Raw genomic sequence first — 18,116 nt, 5'->3', positions numbered from 1 at the left:
AAGGGTTACTTTTTGATCCGCACGTGCATGTAGTTCATGCAACTGCGCTCGCCTTTCGAGTCGGAAGGTTTGTTGACCACCTTGCCCTCGCCGTCGGTGTAGAGCCACATGGTCGTCGAACCTCCGCCGTCGAAACGGGTTACGTTCCAGCAGCCGAACTTCTGGGCGATGCGGACCATTTCGTAGAACTTCACGCCCATCGAAACCCAACTCTGGCGGCCGTCGATGACGAAGAAGTAGACTTTCGTTCCGGGCTGGTCGACGCCCACGTAGGTCATCGGATCGTAAACCGACGAGGCGAGGTTTTTATCCACGCCGTTGTCCAGGAGGTGGTACATCGTCGAATTCTGCGCGAGGATGGGGGTCGAAACGCCGTCCACCGCCACGTCGGCGCGGATGCGGAGCGTCGAGCCTACGGAGAGTTTTCCGGCGAAGGCTTCGGCGGCGGCTCCCGTGAGCTGCACGGCCCACTGGTCGAGGGTCGTGAGGTAGGGCGCTTCGGCGAGTTCCGTCGTGCGTCCGTCGGCGATCTGGGTCACGGTGGCTTCGAACCAGCCGTCGTTGACCGTCATGGGGTTGCCCGAGGTGTTCTTCGCTACGACGTAGAGCGCTTTTTTGAGCAGCGTGTTGGTCAGCGAGGGAATACCGGGGTGCGGCGTCTTCTTGTAGCGCGCCGTGTAGAGGTTGGCCTCCTGCGATACGTTGCCCCGGCGCAGGATCGTGTCGTTGATCGAGTGGTATTCGTACTCGACGCCGTCGACCTCGATCTTGCCCGTGAAGACCTTCTTGCCGCAACTTACCGTGCGGTCTTTGAAGAAGGTGAAGCAGTTCTGGTGGTTGGTCAGCGACGTGCGCACGGTCTTGTTATTCACGAAATCGGGGCGGCCGTCCTCGATGTGCAGGCCGCGCGGGAATCCGTCGTGCGAATTGAAGAACCCGGTGTTGATGCCGGCGATGATCTCCTGCCCTTCGGCGCGCTTGCGGGTGCAGTTCTCCGAGAGGGTCTCGCGGATGTTCTTGCCGTTGTTGCTGTTGTTGTTGCCGTTGGGGTTGGGCACGAGGTCGTTGGAAATCGAGGTTGCGATCTCCACGGCGTCGTTCGTCAGGTCGAGTTCCAGCACGTGCATCTTGCGCGGCAGGTTGGTGAACTCGTAGTAGGTGTATTTCACGCCAGGATGGAGCTGGATCGTCTGTTTGAGTTCCCAGTCGTAGTAGGCCGGAAGCGACCAGTCCACGGTATTTTCCTCGGTGTTGTAGTTCGACTGTTTGTGGCAGACGGCTGTGGCGTGCATCGCCGCCGGAGCTGTCTTCGGAGCGTCCTTGTAGGTGTCGTAGTCGCCGACGAAGCCGTTTCCGATGCACCCTTTGATGAGCGAAGCGCTCTGGTTGTAGCCGCAGGCCCAGCCGGGACCGTGGTAGTTCGCGCCGTCGACGGTCACGTTGCCGATGATGGCCCCGGTGTTCTTGCAGTTCTGGATCGTGCCGAGGTTATGGCCCGAGAAACCGCCTGTGCGGCATCCCAGGTGGGTGATTACGTTGCCGAGGTTGTTGCAGTTCTCGATGACGCAGCCAGTCGAAGTCGAACCGCCGACCAGGCCGCCCATGCGCTTGATGCCGTATTGGTTTTTCTGTCCGGCGTACTGCCCGGCAGCGTCGTCTTCGATGAGTCCGTTGTTCAGCGAGTTGGCGATGGTTCCCTTCTCGAAGGTTCCCGCCAGGCCGCCCCCGCGTCCCGAAGGCGCGTTCACGCGTCCGTTGTTGGTGCAATAGCCGATGAGGTTGTTCTCGGCAGACTTGATGTAGGCGCAGATGCCTCCCACCTGCATGCCTGTGCCGCCGTTTCCGGTGTTGGCGATGGGGCCCGTGGTGATGTCGCCGTTGTTGGCGCATTTCACTGCGGCGGACGTACCGCCGATGGTCGTCCCGGACATTTGCCCGGCGATGCCTGCAAGCATGACGAGCGTTCCGGCAGGGTCTTCGGCCTCGAACGAGATCGAAACGTTGTTGGTTACGCTTTCGATAACCGATTCGGTGGCGAATGCCGCTACGCCCGCTATGGCCGTCCCGGCCCCGGCGGTCCCTGTTACCGTTATCTTGTCGCCCGTATTGCCTACTGTGAGGTTTTTGACGGTCGCTTTTTCCAGCACGCCGAACAGTCCGTGTGCGGTCGATTTTGCGGCGTCGGCCGTCCAGCTTATGTTTTTGATCGCGAAATTCTTGCCGTTGAATATGCCCGTAAAGGGATTCTCGGCCGTGCCGATCGGCGTCCACTCCGTCGTGCCGGCCATGTCGACATCGCTCAGCAGCACCACGTCGCCGCTTTCGTCGCGGTAACGGTCGTAGCTGCGCGAGGAGTTGACGGCCTCGGCGAATTTGCGCAGGTCTTCGGCGGTCTTGATGCCGTAGTATTCGGGTTTGGCGCTTTTGGCTGCGAGGCGCACGACGCGGATCAGGACGTTCTCCTCCGTGTCGCAGAGCATCACGGTGAAGCTGCCCTCCTCGAACGCATTGCCGAAGGTGACGGTGATGGTTCCGGCAGCGGTGTCGGCCACGGCCGTGAGCTTTTCGGCGCGCATGATCTTCAGGATGGTCTCGCCGGCTTTCTCGCCCGTAAGTTCGTAGCCGATCGTGAGCGGCTGCGAGGTGTCCTCGACCACGTATTCGTCACCGAGAACGGTGTCGCCGACCTTGAAAACGATATTGAAGGCGTCGAAAACCGGGGCCGATACCGTCGTGCCGTCGCCCAGCGTGAAGACTGCGTTGCCGTTCGCATCGCGCGTGACGCCCGTGATGAGCGATGTCTCCTTGCCTTCGGCCTTCAGCGGATTGCCCGCTGCGTCGGTCAGGCGTTTGCCGTTGACGGTCCAGTAGCCCTCCTTGTCGACGGCCACTTCGGGCGTACGTCCGGCGACGGGGATTTTCGCCCCGTCGGTATCTTTCAGAAAGTCGGTCTTGCCGCCGGCGGTGGTCGTCCAGTAGAGTACGCCGCCTTCTTCCTTCGTGCCGAGGATCGGTGCGGTCGTCACGTCGTCCTTCGTCGCGACGGTGACGCTGTGCTCGACGTTGTCCGGTCCCTTGAACCGCACGACGTTGTTGCCTTCGGCGTCCTGCGTGATCGAGGTGACGACCCCGCCGTTGACGACTGCCGAAAGCAGTTGGATCTGCCGGTTTATTTCGTCGGTCTGCTTTTCGAGCTCGGTGAGTTGGTTGTAGATCTCGTCGACGCCTTTCCACAGGGCGGAGTCGTCGAAATTATCGCTGCATCCGCCCGCGAAGAGGAGGACCGATGCCAGAAGCGTTGTTATCATGGTTCGTTTCATTGCCATTGAGTTTTATCGGGTTGCAAAAAGCATCAGTCGAAATTGGTGCTGTCGGTCCATCCGGGGTTCTGGGTCAGCAGGCCGCCCGTCAGTACGCGCTGGTCGGCCGGAATCGGCCACAGGTAGTCGCGTTCCTCGGTCCAGGTGTATTTCAGGGCGCTCCAGGCTACGACGTAACCGCGGTTGTTAGCCGCGTCGGAAAGGACGATGTCCGATCCGATCTTCAGCACCGTCAGTCCGTCGGCCGGTACGCTGGTCTGCTGTGTGGCGTAGAGTTCCAGATCGTTCCTGCCGTCGCCGTCCATGTCGTAAAGGCCCGGGCCGGGGAAGTAGATGCCGTAGTAGGGTGTCGTTTCGTTGACCATCTGCGCACCTTCTTTCCAGCGGAACATGTCCCACATGCGCTGGCCTTCCATGACCATTTCGACGGTGCGTTCCCGGCGGATTTCGAGGATCACGCCCGTGTTGGCGCTTTTGGTGACGTTGGGGTAGCAGGCCAGGAGGAACGGATCGGGATCGGCGTTGGCTGCCGCCATGTCGAGTCCGTCCATTCCGATGCGGTCGCGGATTTTGTCGATCGAGATGGTCAGGTCGTCCTGCGTCAGCGTGCCCAGTTCGGCTTTGGCTTCGGCGTAGTTGAGGTAAACCTCCGCCGTGCGGAACAGCGCCCAGTCGGACGTGCCTTTCGAAGCGCCGCTGTGGGCCGCCGTCGATACGAACTTGATCGGCTCGTAGCCCGTCATCGCCGTCATGTCGTTGGGCGTGGCCGAACTTTCGCCTTTGGCTACATAGCCCGGGCAGAGCACGGTCTGCACCATACGCGGATCGCGCCCTTCGGTCTCTTCGGTGTAGAACATCGTTTCATATCCCTGTTTTTCGGTGAAGCGCGAGCCGTCGGCCATCAGGTAATGGTTCATGAAGCGGCGGGTGAAGCCCTGCGCGCCGTTGCGGATGTTGAACTGCAGACTATGCGCGAGGTTCAGCCCTTCGAAGTTGTAGAGGCGGGCCAGGATGACCTCGGACGACTTGGCGTTGTCGCTGCAGAAAAGGTCGCGGTAAGGTTCCGTGCCCTCTTTGTAGATCGAATAACCGCTCTCGGCGATGAAGGTCGCTGCGGCGTCGGCCGCCTGCTCGAGGTATTTCTCGGCGTCGGGCAGGTTGCGGTATTTGCGCCATGTGCCTTCGTAAAGCGCCGCCCGGGACTTGAAGGCCAGCGCCGACCAGCGGGTCACGCGTGCCACCTCCTTGTCGCGCGGCAGCATGGCGATGGCGTTGTCGAGGTCCGACATCACATGGTCCATGATGATTCCGCGGTCCTCGCGGGGCTTTTTCAGCAGGTCCTCCTCCTCGGAGCCGATCACTTTGTCGTACCAGGGTACGTCGCCGTAACGCCGCACTTTCACGTAGTAGAAGTAGGCGCGGAAGAAGTAGGCCACACCGTCGTATTTCGTGCGGGCCGCCTCGTCGGTGCAGTTGTGCGAGTTTTGCAGGTAATAGTTGACCTTGCGCAGGGCGGTCCAGGTCCAGCCGGACTCGTCGGAGGCCATGCGGGTTCCCGAAATCACGTCGCCCATGCTCTTGTCCACCATGTCGTCGGCATTGAGTCCGGCGGCGCTGTCGGGCGAGTCGAGCATCGTGTAGAACTGGTTGGTCCATAGGCGTAGGTCTACTTCGGACTTGAAGAAGGTCTGCGGGGTGACCGTATCTTCGGGGATGAGGGTCAAATCGCAGCCGGCGCATGCCGCTCCCAGCAGCATCGTCACCAGTATTTTGTACAGTGTTTTCATCTGTCGTTCTCTTTATGCGTTAGAAGTTGATGTCGACGCCTACCGAGAGGGTCCTGGGGTAGGCATAGCCCGTTCCCGAATCCTTTTGGTTGGTGCTCGACGATCCTGCCAGTTCGGGGTCGATGGTCTTGTTGTATCGTTTCAGCGGCGACCAGTAGCAGAGGTTCTCGCCCGAGAAGTAGACACGGGCGCGGTCGATGCCGATTTTGCGCGTGAGTTTCTGCGGCACGGTGTAACCGATCGTGAGGTTTTTCAGGCGTAGGTAGGCGAGATTCTGGATGTAGCGGTCGTTTTTCTCGCCCAGCGAACCGCCCGAATAGGCGTTGTAACCACGCGGACGGGGGAAGTAGGCGTTGCGGTTGTCTTCCGACCAGCAGTTCGAATAGAAATCCTTGTGGATGAACGAGGTGGGCGGGAAGGCATAGGGGCCCCAGAAGTCGTAGGATGCCTGTCCGGCTGCCGGATACCAGTCGCGGCGTCCGATGCCCTGGAAGAAGGCCGACACGTCGAAGCCCATCCAGTTGAAGCCCAAGCGGAACGAGTAGCTGTAACGCGGCAGCGAGTTGCCTATGATGCGCTTGTCGCCCGGATCGTCCACCGTGCCCGAACCTTCGGAGATGACGTTGTCGCCGTCGAGGTCGGCAAAGCGCACGTCGCCGGCGCGCAGGCGGTTGCCGGCCGGACCCTTACACTGGTAGACGCGGTTGTTGACCGCCTTGTCGTCGATCGTGGCCTGGTACTCGGCCGCTTCGCGGTCGGTTTTGAACAGTCCGTCGACATGGTAACCCCAGATTTCACCCAGCGTCTTGCCCACGTAGTGGTCCGAGATCAGCCGGTCGGGGTTGTTGTATTTGGTGATTTTGGTGATGTAGTCGCCGATCGAAGCCGAAACGTTGTACGAGAAGGCGCTTCCCGCCAACTGGAATTCGTCCTGCCAGCCCAGGGTGATCTCCCAGCCTTTGGTGCGCAGGTTGGCGCAGTTGGCTTTCGGGGTTTTGGCGCCGAAAACGTCGGGCAGGGTGAGCGAAGTGGTAAGCATGTCCTTCGTGTCGCGGATGTAGTAATCGCCCGTGAGGTTGAGGCGGCCGTTCAGCAGGCCCACGTCGAGACCCACGTCATAGGTGGTCACGGTCTCCCACGTCAGTCCCGACGACAAGGGGTCGGAGACGTTGGCGTAATAGCCTTTCTCCAGTCCGTCGAAGGTGTAGGACATCTGGTTGTCGGTACTGATCTGTTCGATGTAGGCGTAGTTGGCTACCTGCTGGTTGCCCAGGCTGCCCACCGAGAGACGCAGCTTGAGGTTGTTCATCACGTCGCGCACGGGTTCGAAGAACGACTCCTCGCTGATACGCCACGCAGCCGAAGCCGAGGGGAAGAAGCCCCAGCGGTGGTCCGGCTCGAAGCGCGACGAGCCGTCGCCGCGGGCGCTCGCCTCGAAGATGTATTTGCCGTCGTAGTCGTAGTTCACGCGGCCGAAGAAACCCAGCGTGCGATAGGCCGAGATCGACTGCGAGAGGGTAATGGGACCCGTTGCCACGGTGAACGAGTCGATGTTGTCGCTCGACAGGCCGGTTTGCTTCACGTCGAGCGACGTGGAGCGGTAGTCCTCGTACTGGCCGCCGGCGGTAGCTTTGAAATGATGGCCGCCCCACGTATTTTCATACGTGCCGTAGATGTTGACGTTATGGCCTTTGTACCCGTAGTGCACCTCGCGGTAGGAGTTCTCGACCGAACCCGAAGTGAAGGTCTCCATAACACCCTGCTGGCGCGAATATTCGAACGTGTTGTTGCGGTATTTGTAGAGCCGGTCGCGCTGGCGGTAGTCGTAGGCCGCCGTGACGACGAGCTTTTTGAGGATCGTGATGTCGAACTGGTTCGAGAGCGTCAGGTAGCGGTTCTCCTTCGAGTTCTTCGAACGGTCGGCGCTCATCTGTCCGCCGCGGCCTGCGCCGATCGGGGAGTTCTTGCCCAACTGGTTGACATACTGTACGATCGTACCGTCGGGGTTGAACGGGACGAACGCGGCGCAGATGTTCGACTGCAGGGCGTTGATCGTGCCCTCGTAATCCGAGTGGCCGCCGTATTTGTACCCGGAGGTGTCGAAGCTGATGTTGTTCGAGTATTTCAGCCACGGGGTCATCTGGGCCGATACCTTCGTGCGGAAGGCGTAGTCGGTGTACTTGTCCTTGTTGATGTTGAACATGCCGTACTGCTGGTAGATACGGCCGCTGGCGTAATAGGTCACCTTGTCCGTGCCGCCCGAGAGCGAGAGGTTGTGCTCCTGCTGCGTGCGCACGCGGTTATAGAAATAGCCGTACCAGTCGAAATTGCCGTAATAGTAGTACTTGCCGTCGTCGCCCACTTCGACCCATGGACGGTCCGGGTGCTCCGTACGGTCGTTGCGGCGGTCGTAGAGTTTCTGCAGTCCGCCGTTCTCCTCGGTGTAGCGGAAAATGTTCATCGTGCCGTCCGACGAATCGTTCATGAACTGGTTGACGATGCGTACGTGGTCGTAGCCGGTGGTGATGAAGTCGGTCGAGGTGGTGTTTTTGGCCCATCCGAAGCGTCCGTTGTAGGAGACGCGCGCGCGTTCGCCTTTCTTACCCGCCTTGGTGGTGATGAGTACTACGCCGGCCGAAGCCTTGGCGCCGTAGATGGCGCACGACGAAGCGTCCTTGAGGACCGATACCGATTCGATGTCGTTGGGATTGATCTGGCTGAGGCTCACCTCCACACCGTCGGCCAGCACGAGCGGCGACCCGGTGTTGAGCGACACCGAACCGCGGATGTTGATGCTGTAAGCCGATTCGGGCGAACCCGTGCCGAAGGTGATGTTGACCGAGGGGTCGGCGCCCTGCAGGGCGTTGGCGGCCGAAACCACCGGGCGGGCGTTGAGGTCTTTGCCGCTGATGGTAGCTACGGCGCCCGAGAGGTTGGCCCTGCGCTGCGTACCGTAGCCCACGACCACCACTTCGTCCATCAGGTTATCCGACTCTTTCAGGACGATTTCGAGCGGGGCGTTTCCACCTCCCGCCTTGATCTCTACGGTCTGGGAGATATAACCCAGGTAGGAGACGTTGATTTTGGCCGGGAGTTTTACATCCTTCAGTTCAAAATCGCCGTCTATACCCGTCAGCGTGCCTTTCGAAGTCCCTTCGACAGCGACTGTCGCGGCGATGATCGGCTGTCCTTTGACATCGGTCACCCGTCCGTGCAGGGTGTTTGCGGCCGCAGCCGTTTTAGCGGGAGCCGCGGGTTGTTTCTTGGTGACGGAGATGCGGCGTCCGTCGATGGTGCAGGTTACCTCCTGCCCGGCGAATACCTGGTCGAGGACTTCGCGGATGGTTGCGTTTTTGGCCGAAACGGAGATGCGTTTGCCGAGGTCCACTTCGTCCGAACTGATGATGATGGAGTAGTTTTCCGTACGGTTCAGCGTGGCTACGGCCTCCTGAACGGTCACGTTCTTCAACTCGAGGTTGATTCCCTTTTCCTGCGCAAGGGCTGCCGCAGGGCTGAGTAACATACAGAGAATAACCAGGTAGAGGAGTCTCGCAAAGCGAGTTCCCCGACGATTGTAGTCGTTTCCCATGATAGGTTTATTTAAGGTTCTAGTTTAGGTGCGGGCATGCCGGGGTCGGTGGCATCCGGGCGGGTCACAGAAAAGAAACAGAAAAGGAAGCTGATGAAGGAAATTGTCGTTAATTATTCATAGGCGTTTCGGTTTTGCGTTCGGTTGGTTTTGGGAAGAATTCAGCGGGATCAGTTTGACGAGAGGTAGATGACTCCGTCGCGACGCAGGACTTGCATCTTATGATTGGAATTGATAGCGGATAGTATCTGGTCCAGATTTTCGTTGTTGGTGAAATAGGCGAAATAGCGCGCCTGGGCAAGTGTTTCATCGAGAATGACGATCTGCGTGCCGAACAGGCGTTCGAGGTCGGCCGCAATGTCGCGCATGCGCAGGTTGAAGAAGTGGATGGCCCTGTTTTCGGCGAAGGACTTGAAGTAGCCGGGGCGGAACGACGTAAGGTCGATGTCGCCCGAGGCGCGGTCGTACTGCACCATGTCGCCCGGTTTCATCACCAACTGCTGCTTGCGCGCTTTGGTGTTGATGTCGAACTGGACGGACCCTTCTACCAGCAACACCTCGACGCAATCGGTGTTCGTATAGGATTTGAAGTTGAATTTGGTCCCCAGGACGCGGATGCCGACTTCGCCCGATTGGATGATGAAGGGCTTGCGGGGATTTTTCGCCACGTCGGCGAATATTTCGCCTTCGACGAAGATGCGGCGCTCTTTGCCTGTAAATGCCGACGGGTAGGTGATGCGGCTGCCGGAGTTCAGGTGCAGGAGCGTGCCGTCGGGAAGCGCCAGTTCGGCGGTTTCGCCGTAGGGAACCTGCTGTTCGAGCCATTCGACTCCGGGCTGGCGGTCGGCGTAGAGCAGCCAGACGGCGCACAGCAGCGGAATGACGAGCACCGCGGCGATACGCTGGCTCCATGTAACGATGCGTGCGCGGTGCGATGCTGCGGGCTTCTGCCCTCCGGCGATCCCCAGCCGGTGGGCGACACGTCCGAAAGCCGCACGGGCTGCCGTATCGTCATCGACGTGCAGGCCGTCGAAAAGTTCGGCCAACTGTGTCTCCGGGTCCGGGTTTTCGCCGTGCTCTGCGAGCCACATCTGCACTTCGAGCTGCTCCTGTGCGGAGAGTTCGTTGTCGAAATATTCGTTTAACTTGGTCATAGGTCCTTTTCTCTGTTCGCCGCCGGATGCGGAGCCTTCCTCCGCTCATCCTGCTGTATAAAGAACAACGAAGCGGCCCCTGTTACGTAACCGGAACTACAAAAAAAGTGAAAAAAATCGGAAAAATCAACAGAGCGTGCTGTGAAGGTCCTTTAAAGCCAGCTCGATGTGCTTGTCGACGGTGCGTACCGAGAGCCCCAGGCGCTCGGCGATTTCACGGTTGGAGAGGTGTTCGTAACGACTCATGCGGAAAATCAGTTGCCGCTGGGGCGGCATTTTCGAGATGCCCTGCATCAGCAGCGCATTCAGTTCCGTGTAGTTGTACTGCTCCTCCGCGGAACCGGCGCGGTCCGCGATGTCGCGGTCGCTCAGTTGGGGCAGCAGCGAGAGCATGGTGGTCCGCTTGGCTTTGAAGATGTTGTAGATTTCGTGTTTGGCCAGTACGAACAGGTAGTTCTTCACCGACTGGGTGCTGTCGAGTTTCTCGCGGTGAATCCAGAGTTTCATGAAGATGTTCTGGGCGATGTCTTCCGACATGTGGTCGTCCTTGAGCATTCCGCGGATGAAGTGCAGCAGCGTGGGGTAGTAGCGCACGAAGAGTTGTTCGTAAGCGTTCACGTCGCCCCGGATGATCGCCGAGATCAACTCGCTGTCGTTTTGCTGCCTGCCGAAAATGAACTTCATGGGACGCTGTTTGTGTCGTTTGCGGTACTGTTTTAGCCGTCGATGGCCGTGATCAAAGATATGAAAGATTTTTTCAAAGATGGAACACAATCGGGTTACAAAATGATAAAAAAAATTGACCGGCAGTTTTTGAACTGTCGGTCAATGTAGCTTAAAGCGTTGTCTGTTAATTGCTTGATAGCTGTTCCCTACAAGTCCGAATTCCACTCGCCGTCGGCGTCGGCGTAGATCACCGGCCGCGACTTTTCGACCGATTTGAGCCATTCGTAGGCTTTGTACATGTTGTAGCCGTTGCCCGAAGGACCGCCCAGTTCATAGGCGATGACGCAGGTAAAATTGCGCGAACGGTAGTACATCGCCTTCACGCGTTCGAGGTAGTCGCCGACGAATTTCGGGTCGTTCGAGGGCGTGCCTCCGACCGTGCGGTCGCCGCTCCGCTGCGGGGCGTTGATATTGGCCCGGTCGATGACGTAAAGTCCCAGTTCGTCGCACAGTTCGTAGAACCATGCCGGCTGGGGATAATCCGGGCAAATGGTGTTTTTGCCGCCGGCCTTCAGTGCTTTGAGTTCTGCGAGCGTCGTCTTGCGGTCGGCAGCGGCGTTGTATTCCGCCTTGACCAGTTTAAGTTCCTTGCCCAGCCGCATAATGCGTCCGTCGATGAGTTCGGTCTTGCCGAAGCCGATCTTCATCGGCATGTACTCCTTGTAAACCCCGTTGCGGCGCGTGAAAAGCATCACTTTGTAGAGCGGCGGCGTTTTACTCCCGGCCTCCCATTTGTTTTCGTAGGTGTGGTAAATGAAGGGACTGAAACGCACCGTGTCGGTCGAACGGCCCGGGATCGTGATCTCGGTCATGTTGAATTCGAGCAGTTTGCCCTGCGGCGAGTAGATGTCGTAGCCGACGGTGACGGGTTCTTCGTAGTTGTACGAGTTGCGGGCCACGATCGCCAGGTCCAGGATGCCGAACTTACGGGTCGAGTCGGGGACGAGTGCGATTTCGAAGTCGCCGATCGAACGTTTGTTCTGGTAGTAGAGGTAGCTGTTTTCGAAGGGTTTGCGTTTGGCGGGAATGGCGTTGAGCTGCTCGGCTGCGGCGTTGCGCAGGATCAGTTTCAGCGAGTTTTTGCCCTGGCGGATGTAGGGCGTAAGTTCGAATTCGGCGGGTGTCGCAGAGTCCTCGACCTCGGCCACGACCTGGTCGTTGACCAACAGCGTATAGGCCGAACGGGTGTTTTCGAGGTGCAGGTAAACGTCGCCGTCGGTCCAGACGTAGGGGATTTCGATCTCCTGTCCCACGATCGACACGGCGTCTGCTGCCGCTGCTATTTCGGGATTGAAGGCCATCCAGTAGCCTCCGGCCTCGCGGTTGCGGGCTTCGGCGTCGTGGCGTGCATCGTAAGGGACGACTTCCGTGCGGTAGACGCGGCCCCCTGCGGCTGCCATCGGGACCGGGTTCCTCTCCTCCATCTGCGCTGCCGCAGAGAGTGTGCAGGCTGCCAATGCAGCCGTCAATATCGTTCGTTTCATCGTTTACAGGGGTGTATGACTCGGACAAAGGTACTTTTTTTTTGACAAATCACAAATAATCGCTAACTTTGTCAATTCAGGAAAAACCACTGAAAATACAGATATAATCAAGATATGAAAACGCAGAGAATCGTAGAAATTCTGAAGTCGGGCGCTGTCGATACCGATGTCGTCGTCAAAGGTTGGGTGCGCACCAAGCGCGGTAACAAGAACGTGGCGTTCATCGCCCTGAACGACGGGTCGTGCGTAGGTAATATACAGGTAGTGGTCGATCTGGCGAAGATCGCCGAGGAGCAGCTCAAGCCGGTGACTACGGGCGCATGTCTGCGTGTCGACGGTCGTCTGGTCGCATCTCCGGGTTCGGGGCAGGGCGTCGAAGTCCAGGCCGAAAAGATCGAGGTTTACGGCACGGCCGATCCCGATACCTATCCTTTGCAAAAGAAGGGCCACTCGCTGGAGTTCCTGCGCGATATCGCTTACCTGCGTCCGCGCACCAACACCTTCGGGGCGGTGCTCCGCATCCGTCATGCCATGGCCTACGCCATTCATGAATATTTCAACAAAAACGGTTTTTACTACTTCCATACCCCGATCATTACCGCTTCGGACTGCGAAGGCGCCGGTGCGATGTTCCAGGTGACCACGCTCGACCTGAACAACCTTCCCCGGACCGAGGAGGGCAAGATCGACTATGCGCAGGACTTCTTCGGCAAGTCGTGCAACCTGACCGTGTCGGGCCAGCTCGAAGGCGAGTTGGGGGCGCTGTCGCTGGGCCGCATCTACACTTTCGGCCCCACGTTCCGTGCCGAAAACTCGAATACCCCGCGTCATGCGTCGGAATTCTGGATGATCGAGCCCGAAGCGGCCTTCTACGAGTTGGAGGACAACATGGAACTGGCCGAGGATTTCCTCAAATACCTCATTCAGTATGCACTGGACAACTGCCGGGAGGACCTCGAATTTATGAACAAGATGTGGGACCAGGGACTGCTGGAACGTTTGAACTTCGTGTTGCACAACGATTTCAAGCGCCTCGACTATACCGAGGGTATCGAAATCCTGAAGGCTTCGGGCCGCAAGTTCGAATTTCCCTGCGACTGGGGCTGCGACTTGCAGTCCGAGCACGAGCGTTACCTCGTCGAGGAGCACTTCAAGCGTCCGGTTATCCTGATCAACTACCCGAAGGATATCAAAGCGTTCTACATGAAGCAGAACGACGACGGCAAGACGGTACGCGCTATGGACGTATTGTTCCCCGGAATCGGCGAAATTATCGGCGGTTCGGAGCGTGAGGCCGACTATGGCAAACTTCATGCAAGAGTTACCGAATTAGGCATGAGCGAGAAGGAGCTCTGGTGGTATCTCGATACCCGCCGCTGGGGTTCCGCTCCCCACTCGGGCTTCGGCCTGGGCTTCGACCGGCTGTTGCTTTTCGTGACGGGCATGACCAATATCCGTGACGTGCAGCCGTTCCCGCGTACGCCGCAGCACGCTGATTTTTAAGAAGAAACCAAACCCGAATGATGAAGAGACCAAATTAGAATGCTGTAATTCTTAATTTGGACCCAATATGGCTATTAATCAGAAACAGGTACTTTCGCTTCAGCAGAAGCTCTCTCCGCAGCAAATCCAGATGATCAAGCTGTTGGAACTGCCCACCGTGCAGCTCGAACAGCGTATCAAACAGGAAATCGAAGACAATATCGTGCTGGAAGAAGAGGAGCGTTCGACGGAAGACGAGGAGCAGCAGCCCCAGCAGATTTCCGTCGACGAATACCTCCGTGAAGACGACACGCCGTCGTACAAGAGTCGCATCAACAATTTTTCGAAGGACGACAAGCAGCGCCCGGTCTACCTGACCGAAGGGCGTTCGATGCAGGAATACCTCGTCGAACAACTGGGCTACCGCAACCTTCCGGAGCGCGACATGCGGCTGGCGGTCTACCTGATCGGCAGCATCGACGAGGACGGTTACCTGCGCCGCGACCTGGAGTCCGTGGCCGACGACATCGCCTTCACGATGGGCCTCGAAACGACGGCCGAAGAGTTGGAGCACCTGCTCGGAATCATCCACGAACTCGAACCGGCGGGCATCGGGGCCCGTGATCTGCGCGAATGCCTGCTGTTGCAAATGGCCCAGATGCCGATCAACACCCGTTCGCGGCGGCTGGCCAAAAAGATTCTCACCAACTACTTCGACGAATTCGTCAAGAAGCACTACGAGAAGTTGATGGCGCGGCTGCAAATTTCCGAGGACGATTTCCGCGATGCGATCGCCGAGATCAAGCACCTGTCGCCCAAGCCCGGGAACCTCTACACCGGGGGCGGCATGGATACCACGCCTTATATTATTCCCGATTTTATCCTCGACTACCAGGACGGGCGGTTCAGCCTCTCGCTGAACTCCTACAACGTTCCCGAGGTGCGCGTCAACCGCCGCTATATGGAGATGATCCGCGAGATGGTGGGGGCCGACGGACTGGTCAAGGAGAAGGACAAGGAGGCTATCCAGTTCGTAAAGAACAAGATCGACTCCGCGAAGTGGTTTATTTCGGCCATCAAGCAGCGGCACGATACGTTGATGCGCACGATGCAGACCATCTTGGACTACCAGCAGGAGTATTTCAAGGACGGCGACAAGTCGAAACTGCGTCCGATGATCCTCAAGGACATCGCCGATCGCACGGGGCTCGACGTGTCGACCATTTCGCGTGTGGTAAACAGCAAGTATGTGCAGACGCAGTTCGGGATCATCCTCCTTAAATCGCTCTTCTCGGAGGCCATGCAGACCGATTCGGGCGAGGAGGTATCGAGCTACGAGATCAAGAACATCCTCCAGCAGTGCATCGACGAGGAGGACAAACGCCGCCCGCTGACCGACGAGACGCTGATGGACATCCTCAATTCGAAGGGTTACCGCATCGCGCGGCGTACCGTAGCCAAATACCGCGAGATGCTTGGAATACCCGTAGCACGCTTGCGGAAGCAGATATAAAAGTGGGCGGTCGGATCGCTGTCCGCCGTTGTTGCCGCCGCCTTTGGCGTCGTTTGCAAATCGGACCTACTCCCAAAAAACGCCTTAGGCGGGGTCTTGTCGCGACGCACCCGGAATTTCGCCGTGAAGATCGCGCCGGATTATGTAAATAAATGGAACGCATGAATTACACGAAACTTTCGACCGGCATATCCTGGGTCCTGCACCCGTTTCTGCTGCCTATCTACCTGATGGCGGTGCTGCTGACGATGACCACTTTCGCGCACTATCCTCCCAATGTGAAGTTCTACCTGCTGTGGGTGGTGGCGCTCTATGCGATTGTTATTCCGATCCTGTCGCTCGGCGTGCTGCGCTCGCTGGGCCGCATCTCCGATTACCGGGTCGACGACAGGAGGGAGCGGTTCCTGCCGCTGCTCGTCGGGGCTGTCTGCTATGTGCTGTGCGCCATTACCATTGCGAAAATCCCTTCGGCGATTTTCCTGCGTAAATTTATGATTGCCGCAGCCTGCTGCGAAGTGCTGTGCCTCGTGGTGTCGTTCTATTGGAAAATCAGCCTCCACCTTACGGGTATGGGGGCCGTCGTGGCGCTGCTCGTGGTGATGAACGTCGTCGGCGTAGGCAACATGCTTGTTCCCCTCATGGTTACGATCCTCTGCGCGGGGGCGCTCGCATCGGCGCGCCTCTACCTCGGATGCCATAACGGCCGGCAGGTGCTGGCCGGGTTCTGCGGCGGTTTTGCCGTAGCCCTCCTTGCGGTACTTTTTCTGTAAGGTTCCGTATATAAACAAAAAACCGGTCGGGATACCCCGACCGGTTTTTTTGTGTTGTTGCCGTGATCTAAACGCAGCCCTGGGCGAGCATGGCGTTGGCAACCTTCATGAAACCGCCGATGTTGGCGCCCACGACGTAGTTGATATAACCGTCGGCCTGGGTTCCGTACTGGACACAGACTGAGTGGATATTCTGCATGATGGATTTCAACTTGGCGTCGACCTCCTCGGGCGACCAGGTGAGGCGCATCGAGTTCTGGGTCATTTCGAGTCCCGAAGTGGCCACACCGCCGGCATTAGCTGCCTTGCCCGGGGCATAGAGCAGTTTGTTCTGCTGGAAGATGCGGATGGCGTCGGGCGTCGAGGGCATGTTGGCGCCTTCGGCTACGCACATGCAGCCGTTGGAAACCAATGCCTGCGCTTCGTCGCCGTTCAGTTCGTTCTGCGTGGCGCACGGCATGGCGATGTCGCACTTTACGCTCCACGGACGTTCGCCGGGGTAGTAGGTTGCCGACGGATACTTGTCGGCGTACTCCTTGATACGGCCGCGGAAGATATTTTTCAGTTCCATGACGTATTCCAGTTTCTCGGGGCTGATGCCTTCGGGATCGTGGATGTAACCCGACGAGTCGGAGAGCGTCACGACCTTGGCGCCCAGCTCCGTAGCCTTTTGGCAGGCATACTGGGCGACGTTGCCCGAGCCGGAGATGCAGACGGTCTTGCCCTTGAACGAGTCGTTGCGCGTGGCGAGCATTTCCTGGGCGAAATAGCAGGTTCCGTAGCCCGTGGCTTCGGGGCGCAGCGGGCTGCCACCCCAGTCGCGGCCCTTGCCGGTGAGCGTGCCGGTGAATTCGTCGCGCAGGCGCTTGTACTGGCCGAACATGAAGCCGATTTCACGGCCGCCGACGCCGATGTCACCTGCCGGAACGTCGGTGTCCTGGCCGATGTGGCGCTGCAGTTCGGTCATGAACGACTGGCAGAATTTCATCACTTCGTTGTCTGACTTGCCCTTCGGGTTGAAATCAGAACCGCCTTTGCCGCCGCCCATCGGGAGCGTCGTGAGGCTGTTCTTGAAGGTCTGCTCGAAAGCCAGGAATTTGAGGATCGAGAGATTCACCGAGGGGTGGAAACGGATACCTCCCTTGTAGGGACCGATGGCGCTGTTCATCTGGATGCGGTAACCGCGGTTGATTTCGATTTCGCCTTTGTCGTTGAGCCAGGGTACGCGGAATATGATCACGCGCTCGGGTTCGGCAATGCGTTCCAGCACCTTCATTTTCTGCAGGATGGGGCTGGTTACGATGTGGGGCGCCAGCGATTCGGCCACCTCGCGGACGGCCTGGTGAAATTCCGGCTCTCCGGGATTACGTGTAATCAACCGGGCCATGAAATCTTCGACGTACTGTTGGGCTTGTTCGTTCATAAGCGATTCGATTTTGAGGGGTTTGTGTTATTTCTCGCCCCTAAAAATAGAACATTTATCGGAGTTTTGCAACTTCTTTAAGAAATTCGTAAAATATTTTATTTACGAAGATTCTCCATTTGCTTACTGTCTGCGAAAGAGTTGGGTTATAGGGATAAAAATCCGTAATGAAAAATGACGGATTTGCAGTAAATCCGTCATTGAATTTTTTTTAATTTTTTTTTCTGTTTTTTTCGCCGGAAAGTCCGTGTTATTTCGAAAAGGCAAAACCGACGTAGACGTTCTTGTATTTCGACAGCAATGCGGTAGCCGTTGAAAAATAAGAAACCTTGCTGCCGAGTGCCGTTACGACTTCGACGAGTTTGGTGACCGGGAAGACCAGTACCAGCTCCGTGCCGCTGATGTAGGCGTGGCCGGGAACCGATCCCAGGTTGAACTTTCCCTTGGCGAAGTGGAGCGTTACGACGTGCGTCGGAGCGTCGTATTCGTAGGTCCCCGAGAGTGTGTGGGTCCCGAGCGTTGCGGTAAAGGTGTCGTCGTCTTTCGAGAAGGTGAACGTACCGGCGCCGGGCCGGATTCCCGCCTTCGCGTAGGCTTTTTCGAGTTGTTTGACGACGGCGGTTTCGAGGGCCGCACCGCCGACTTCCGAGGCAATGTCGCCTCCTTCGAACTTGACGCCCGGACCCGTATAGTTCCATGTTCCGGTAAGGGCATATTGCGTCAGTTTGCCGTCGGTGGCTTTGTCGGCGGCCGCTGTGGCGGCTTTTTTCAGGGCGTCTTTCCAGTCCTGAGCTGCGGCCGGTCCGCCGAGCAGGAGCAGGGAGAGCAGGGGTAATAGCAGTTTTTTCATCATCTATAGGGCGTTCCG

General features: G+C 58.1%; 11 protein-coding genes. 3 read left to right on the top strand and 8 right to left on the bottom strand.

What is annotated here, in order from left to right; translation table 11 throughout:
* Positions 1-5 precede the first annotated feature (5 nt).
* The 6 genes from I2E69_RS02465 to I2E69_RS02440 all read right to left on the bottom strand — a co-directional run bounded on the left by I2E69_RS02465 (position 6) and on the right by I2E69_RS02440 (position 12,060).
* Entirely contained in the window at positions 6-3,320 is a 3,315-nt protein-coding gene (locus tag I2E69_RS02465; RefSeq protein WP_195458558.1) for a PL29 family lyase N-terminal domain-containing protein, read from the bottom strand.
* 32 nt (positions 3,321-3,352) lie between these two features.
* Positions 3,353-5,107: a RagB/SusD family nutrient uptake outer membrane protein gene (locus tag I2E69_RS02460; RefSeq protein ID WP_195458557.1), complete on the bottom strand. Its 1,755-nt coding sequence runs from the start codon at positions 5,105-5,107 to the stop codon at positions 3,353-3,355.
* Between the two features lie 19 nt (positions 5,108-5,126).
* Positions 5,127-8,630, bottom strand: coding sequence for a TonB-dependent receptor (locus I2E69_RS02455; RefSeq protein WP_229095363.1), 3,504 nt, complete (start codon positions 8,628-8,630; stop codon positions 5,127-5,129).
* 236 nt (positions 8,631-8,866) lie between these two features.
* Entirely contained in the window at positions 8,867-9,850 is a 984-nt protein-coding gene (locus I2E69_RS02450; RefSeq protein WP_195458556.1) for a FecR family protein, read from the bottom strand.
* A gap of 126 nt (positions 9,851-9,976) precedes the next feature.
* Complete coding sequence (locus I2E69_RS02445; RefSeq protein WP_195458555.1) at positions 9,977-10,534, bottom strand: RNA polymerase sigma-70 factor; 558 nt, start codon at positions 10,532-10,534, stop codon at positions 9,977-9,979.
* A gap of 188 nt (positions 10,535-10,722) precedes the next feature.
* Positions 10,723-12,060 (bottom strand): glycoside hydrolase family 2 TIM barrel-domain containing protein, encoded by a 1,338-nt coding sequence (locus I2E69_RS02440; protein ID WP_195458554.1) that lies wholly within the window; start codon positions 12,058-12,060, stop codon positions 10,723-10,725.
* A gap of 114 nt (positions 12,061-12,174) precedes the next feature.
* Here I2E69_RS02440 and asnS point away from each other — a divergent pair, with 114 nt between their 5' ends.
* The 3 genes from asnS (at position 12,175) to I2E69_RS02425 (ending at position 15,825) form a co-directional block, all read left to right on the top strand.
* The gene (asnS, locus tag I2E69_RS02435) at positions 12,175-13,563 is read left to right on the top strand and encodes an asparagine--tRNA ligase (protein WP_195458553.1); all 1,389 of its coding nucleotides are present in this window, start codon (positions 12,175-12,177) and stop codon (positions 13,561-13,563) included.
* Positions 13,564-13,630: 67 nt separating this feature from the next.
* Positions 13,631-15,055, top strand: a complete 1,425-nt coding sequence (rpoN, locus tag I2E69_RS02430; protein ID WP_195458552.1) for an RNA polymerase factor sigma-54 — start codon at positions 13,631-13,633, stop codon at positions 15,053-15,055.
* A gap of 161 nt (positions 15,056-15,216) precedes the next feature.
* Positions 15,217-15,825, top strand: coding sequence for a hypothetical protein (locus tag I2E69_RS02425; RefSeq protein ID WP_195458551.1), 609 nt, complete (start codon positions 15,217-15,219; stop codon positions 15,823-15,825).
* 67 nt (positions 15,826-15,892) lie between these two features.
* On the opposite strand, the gene gdhA is transcribed toward I2E69_RS02425, so the two are convergent.
* Positions 15,893-17,248: an NADP-specific glutamate dehydrogenase gene (gene gdhA, locus I2E69_RS02420; RefSeq protein ID WP_195458550.1), complete on the bottom strand. Its 1,356-nt coding sequence runs from the start codon at positions 17,246-17,248 to the stop codon at positions 15,893-15,895.
* 250 nt (positions 17,249-17,498) lie between these two features.
* A complete protein-coding gene (locus I2E69_RS02415; RefSeq protein WP_229095332.1) occupies positions 17,499-18,101 on the bottom strand; it encodes a DUF4923 family protein in 603 nt (200 codons plus the stop codon).
* Between the last annotated feature and the right edge of the window lie 15 nt (positions 18,102-18,116).

The sequence above is a fragment of the Alistipes sp. D31t1_170403_E11 genome (assembly GCF_015553985.1).
Lineage (GTDB): Bacteria > Bacteroidota > Bacteroidia > Bacteroidales > Rikenellaceae > Alistipes > Alistipes montrealensis.
Note: the sequence above shows the minus strand (reverse complement) of the source record. Positions and strands in the feature narration are given on the sequence as shown.

Excerpts from the sequence above, each read along its gene's own strand:
- I2E69_RS02465 (WP_195458558.1), bottom strand. The coding sequence starts at position 3,320 with ATGAAACGAACCATGATAACAACGCTTCTGGCATCGGTCCTCCTCTTC.
- I2E69_RS02460 (WP_195458557.1), bottom strand. The coding sequence starts at position 5,107 with ATGAAAACACTGTACAAAATACTGGTGACGATGCTGCTGGGAGCGGCA.
- I2E69_RS02455 (WP_229095363.1), bottom strand. The coding sequence starts at position 8,630 with ATGTTACTCAGCCCTGCGGCAGCCCTTGCGCAGGAAAAGGGAATCAAC.
- I2E69_RS02450 (WP_195458556.1), bottom strand. The coding sequence starts at position 9,850 with ATGACCAAGTTAAACGAATATTTCGACAACGAACTCTCCGCACAGGAG.
- I2E69_RS02445 (WP_195458555.1), bottom strand. The coding sequence starts at position 10,534 with ATGAAGTTCATTTTCGGCAGGCAGCAAAACGACAGCGAGTTGATCTCG.
- I2E69_RS02440 (WP_195458554.1), bottom strand. The coding sequence starts at position 12,060 with ATGAAACGAACGATATTGACGGCTGCATTGGCAGCCTGCACACTCTCT.
- asnS (WP_195458553.1), top strand. The coding sequence starts at position 12,175 with ATGAAAACGCAGAGAATCGTAGAAATTCTGAAGTCGGGCGCTGTCGAT.
- rpoN (WP_195458552.1), top strand. The coding sequence starts at position 13,631 with ATGGCTATTAATCAGAAACAGGTACTTTCGCTTCAGCAGAAGCTCTCT.
- I2E69_RS02425 (WP_195458551.1), top strand. The coding sequence starts at position 15,217 with ATGAATTACACGAAACTTTCGACCGGCATATCCTGGGTCCTGCACCCG.
- gdhA (WP_195458550.1), bottom strand. The coding sequence starts at position 17,248 with ATGAACGAACAAGCCCAACAGTACGTCGAAGATTTCATGGCCCGGTTG.
- I2E69_RS02415 (WP_229095332.1), bottom strand. The coding sequence starts at position 18,101 with ATGATGAAAAAACTGCTATTACCCCTGCTCTCCCTGCTCCTGCTCGGC.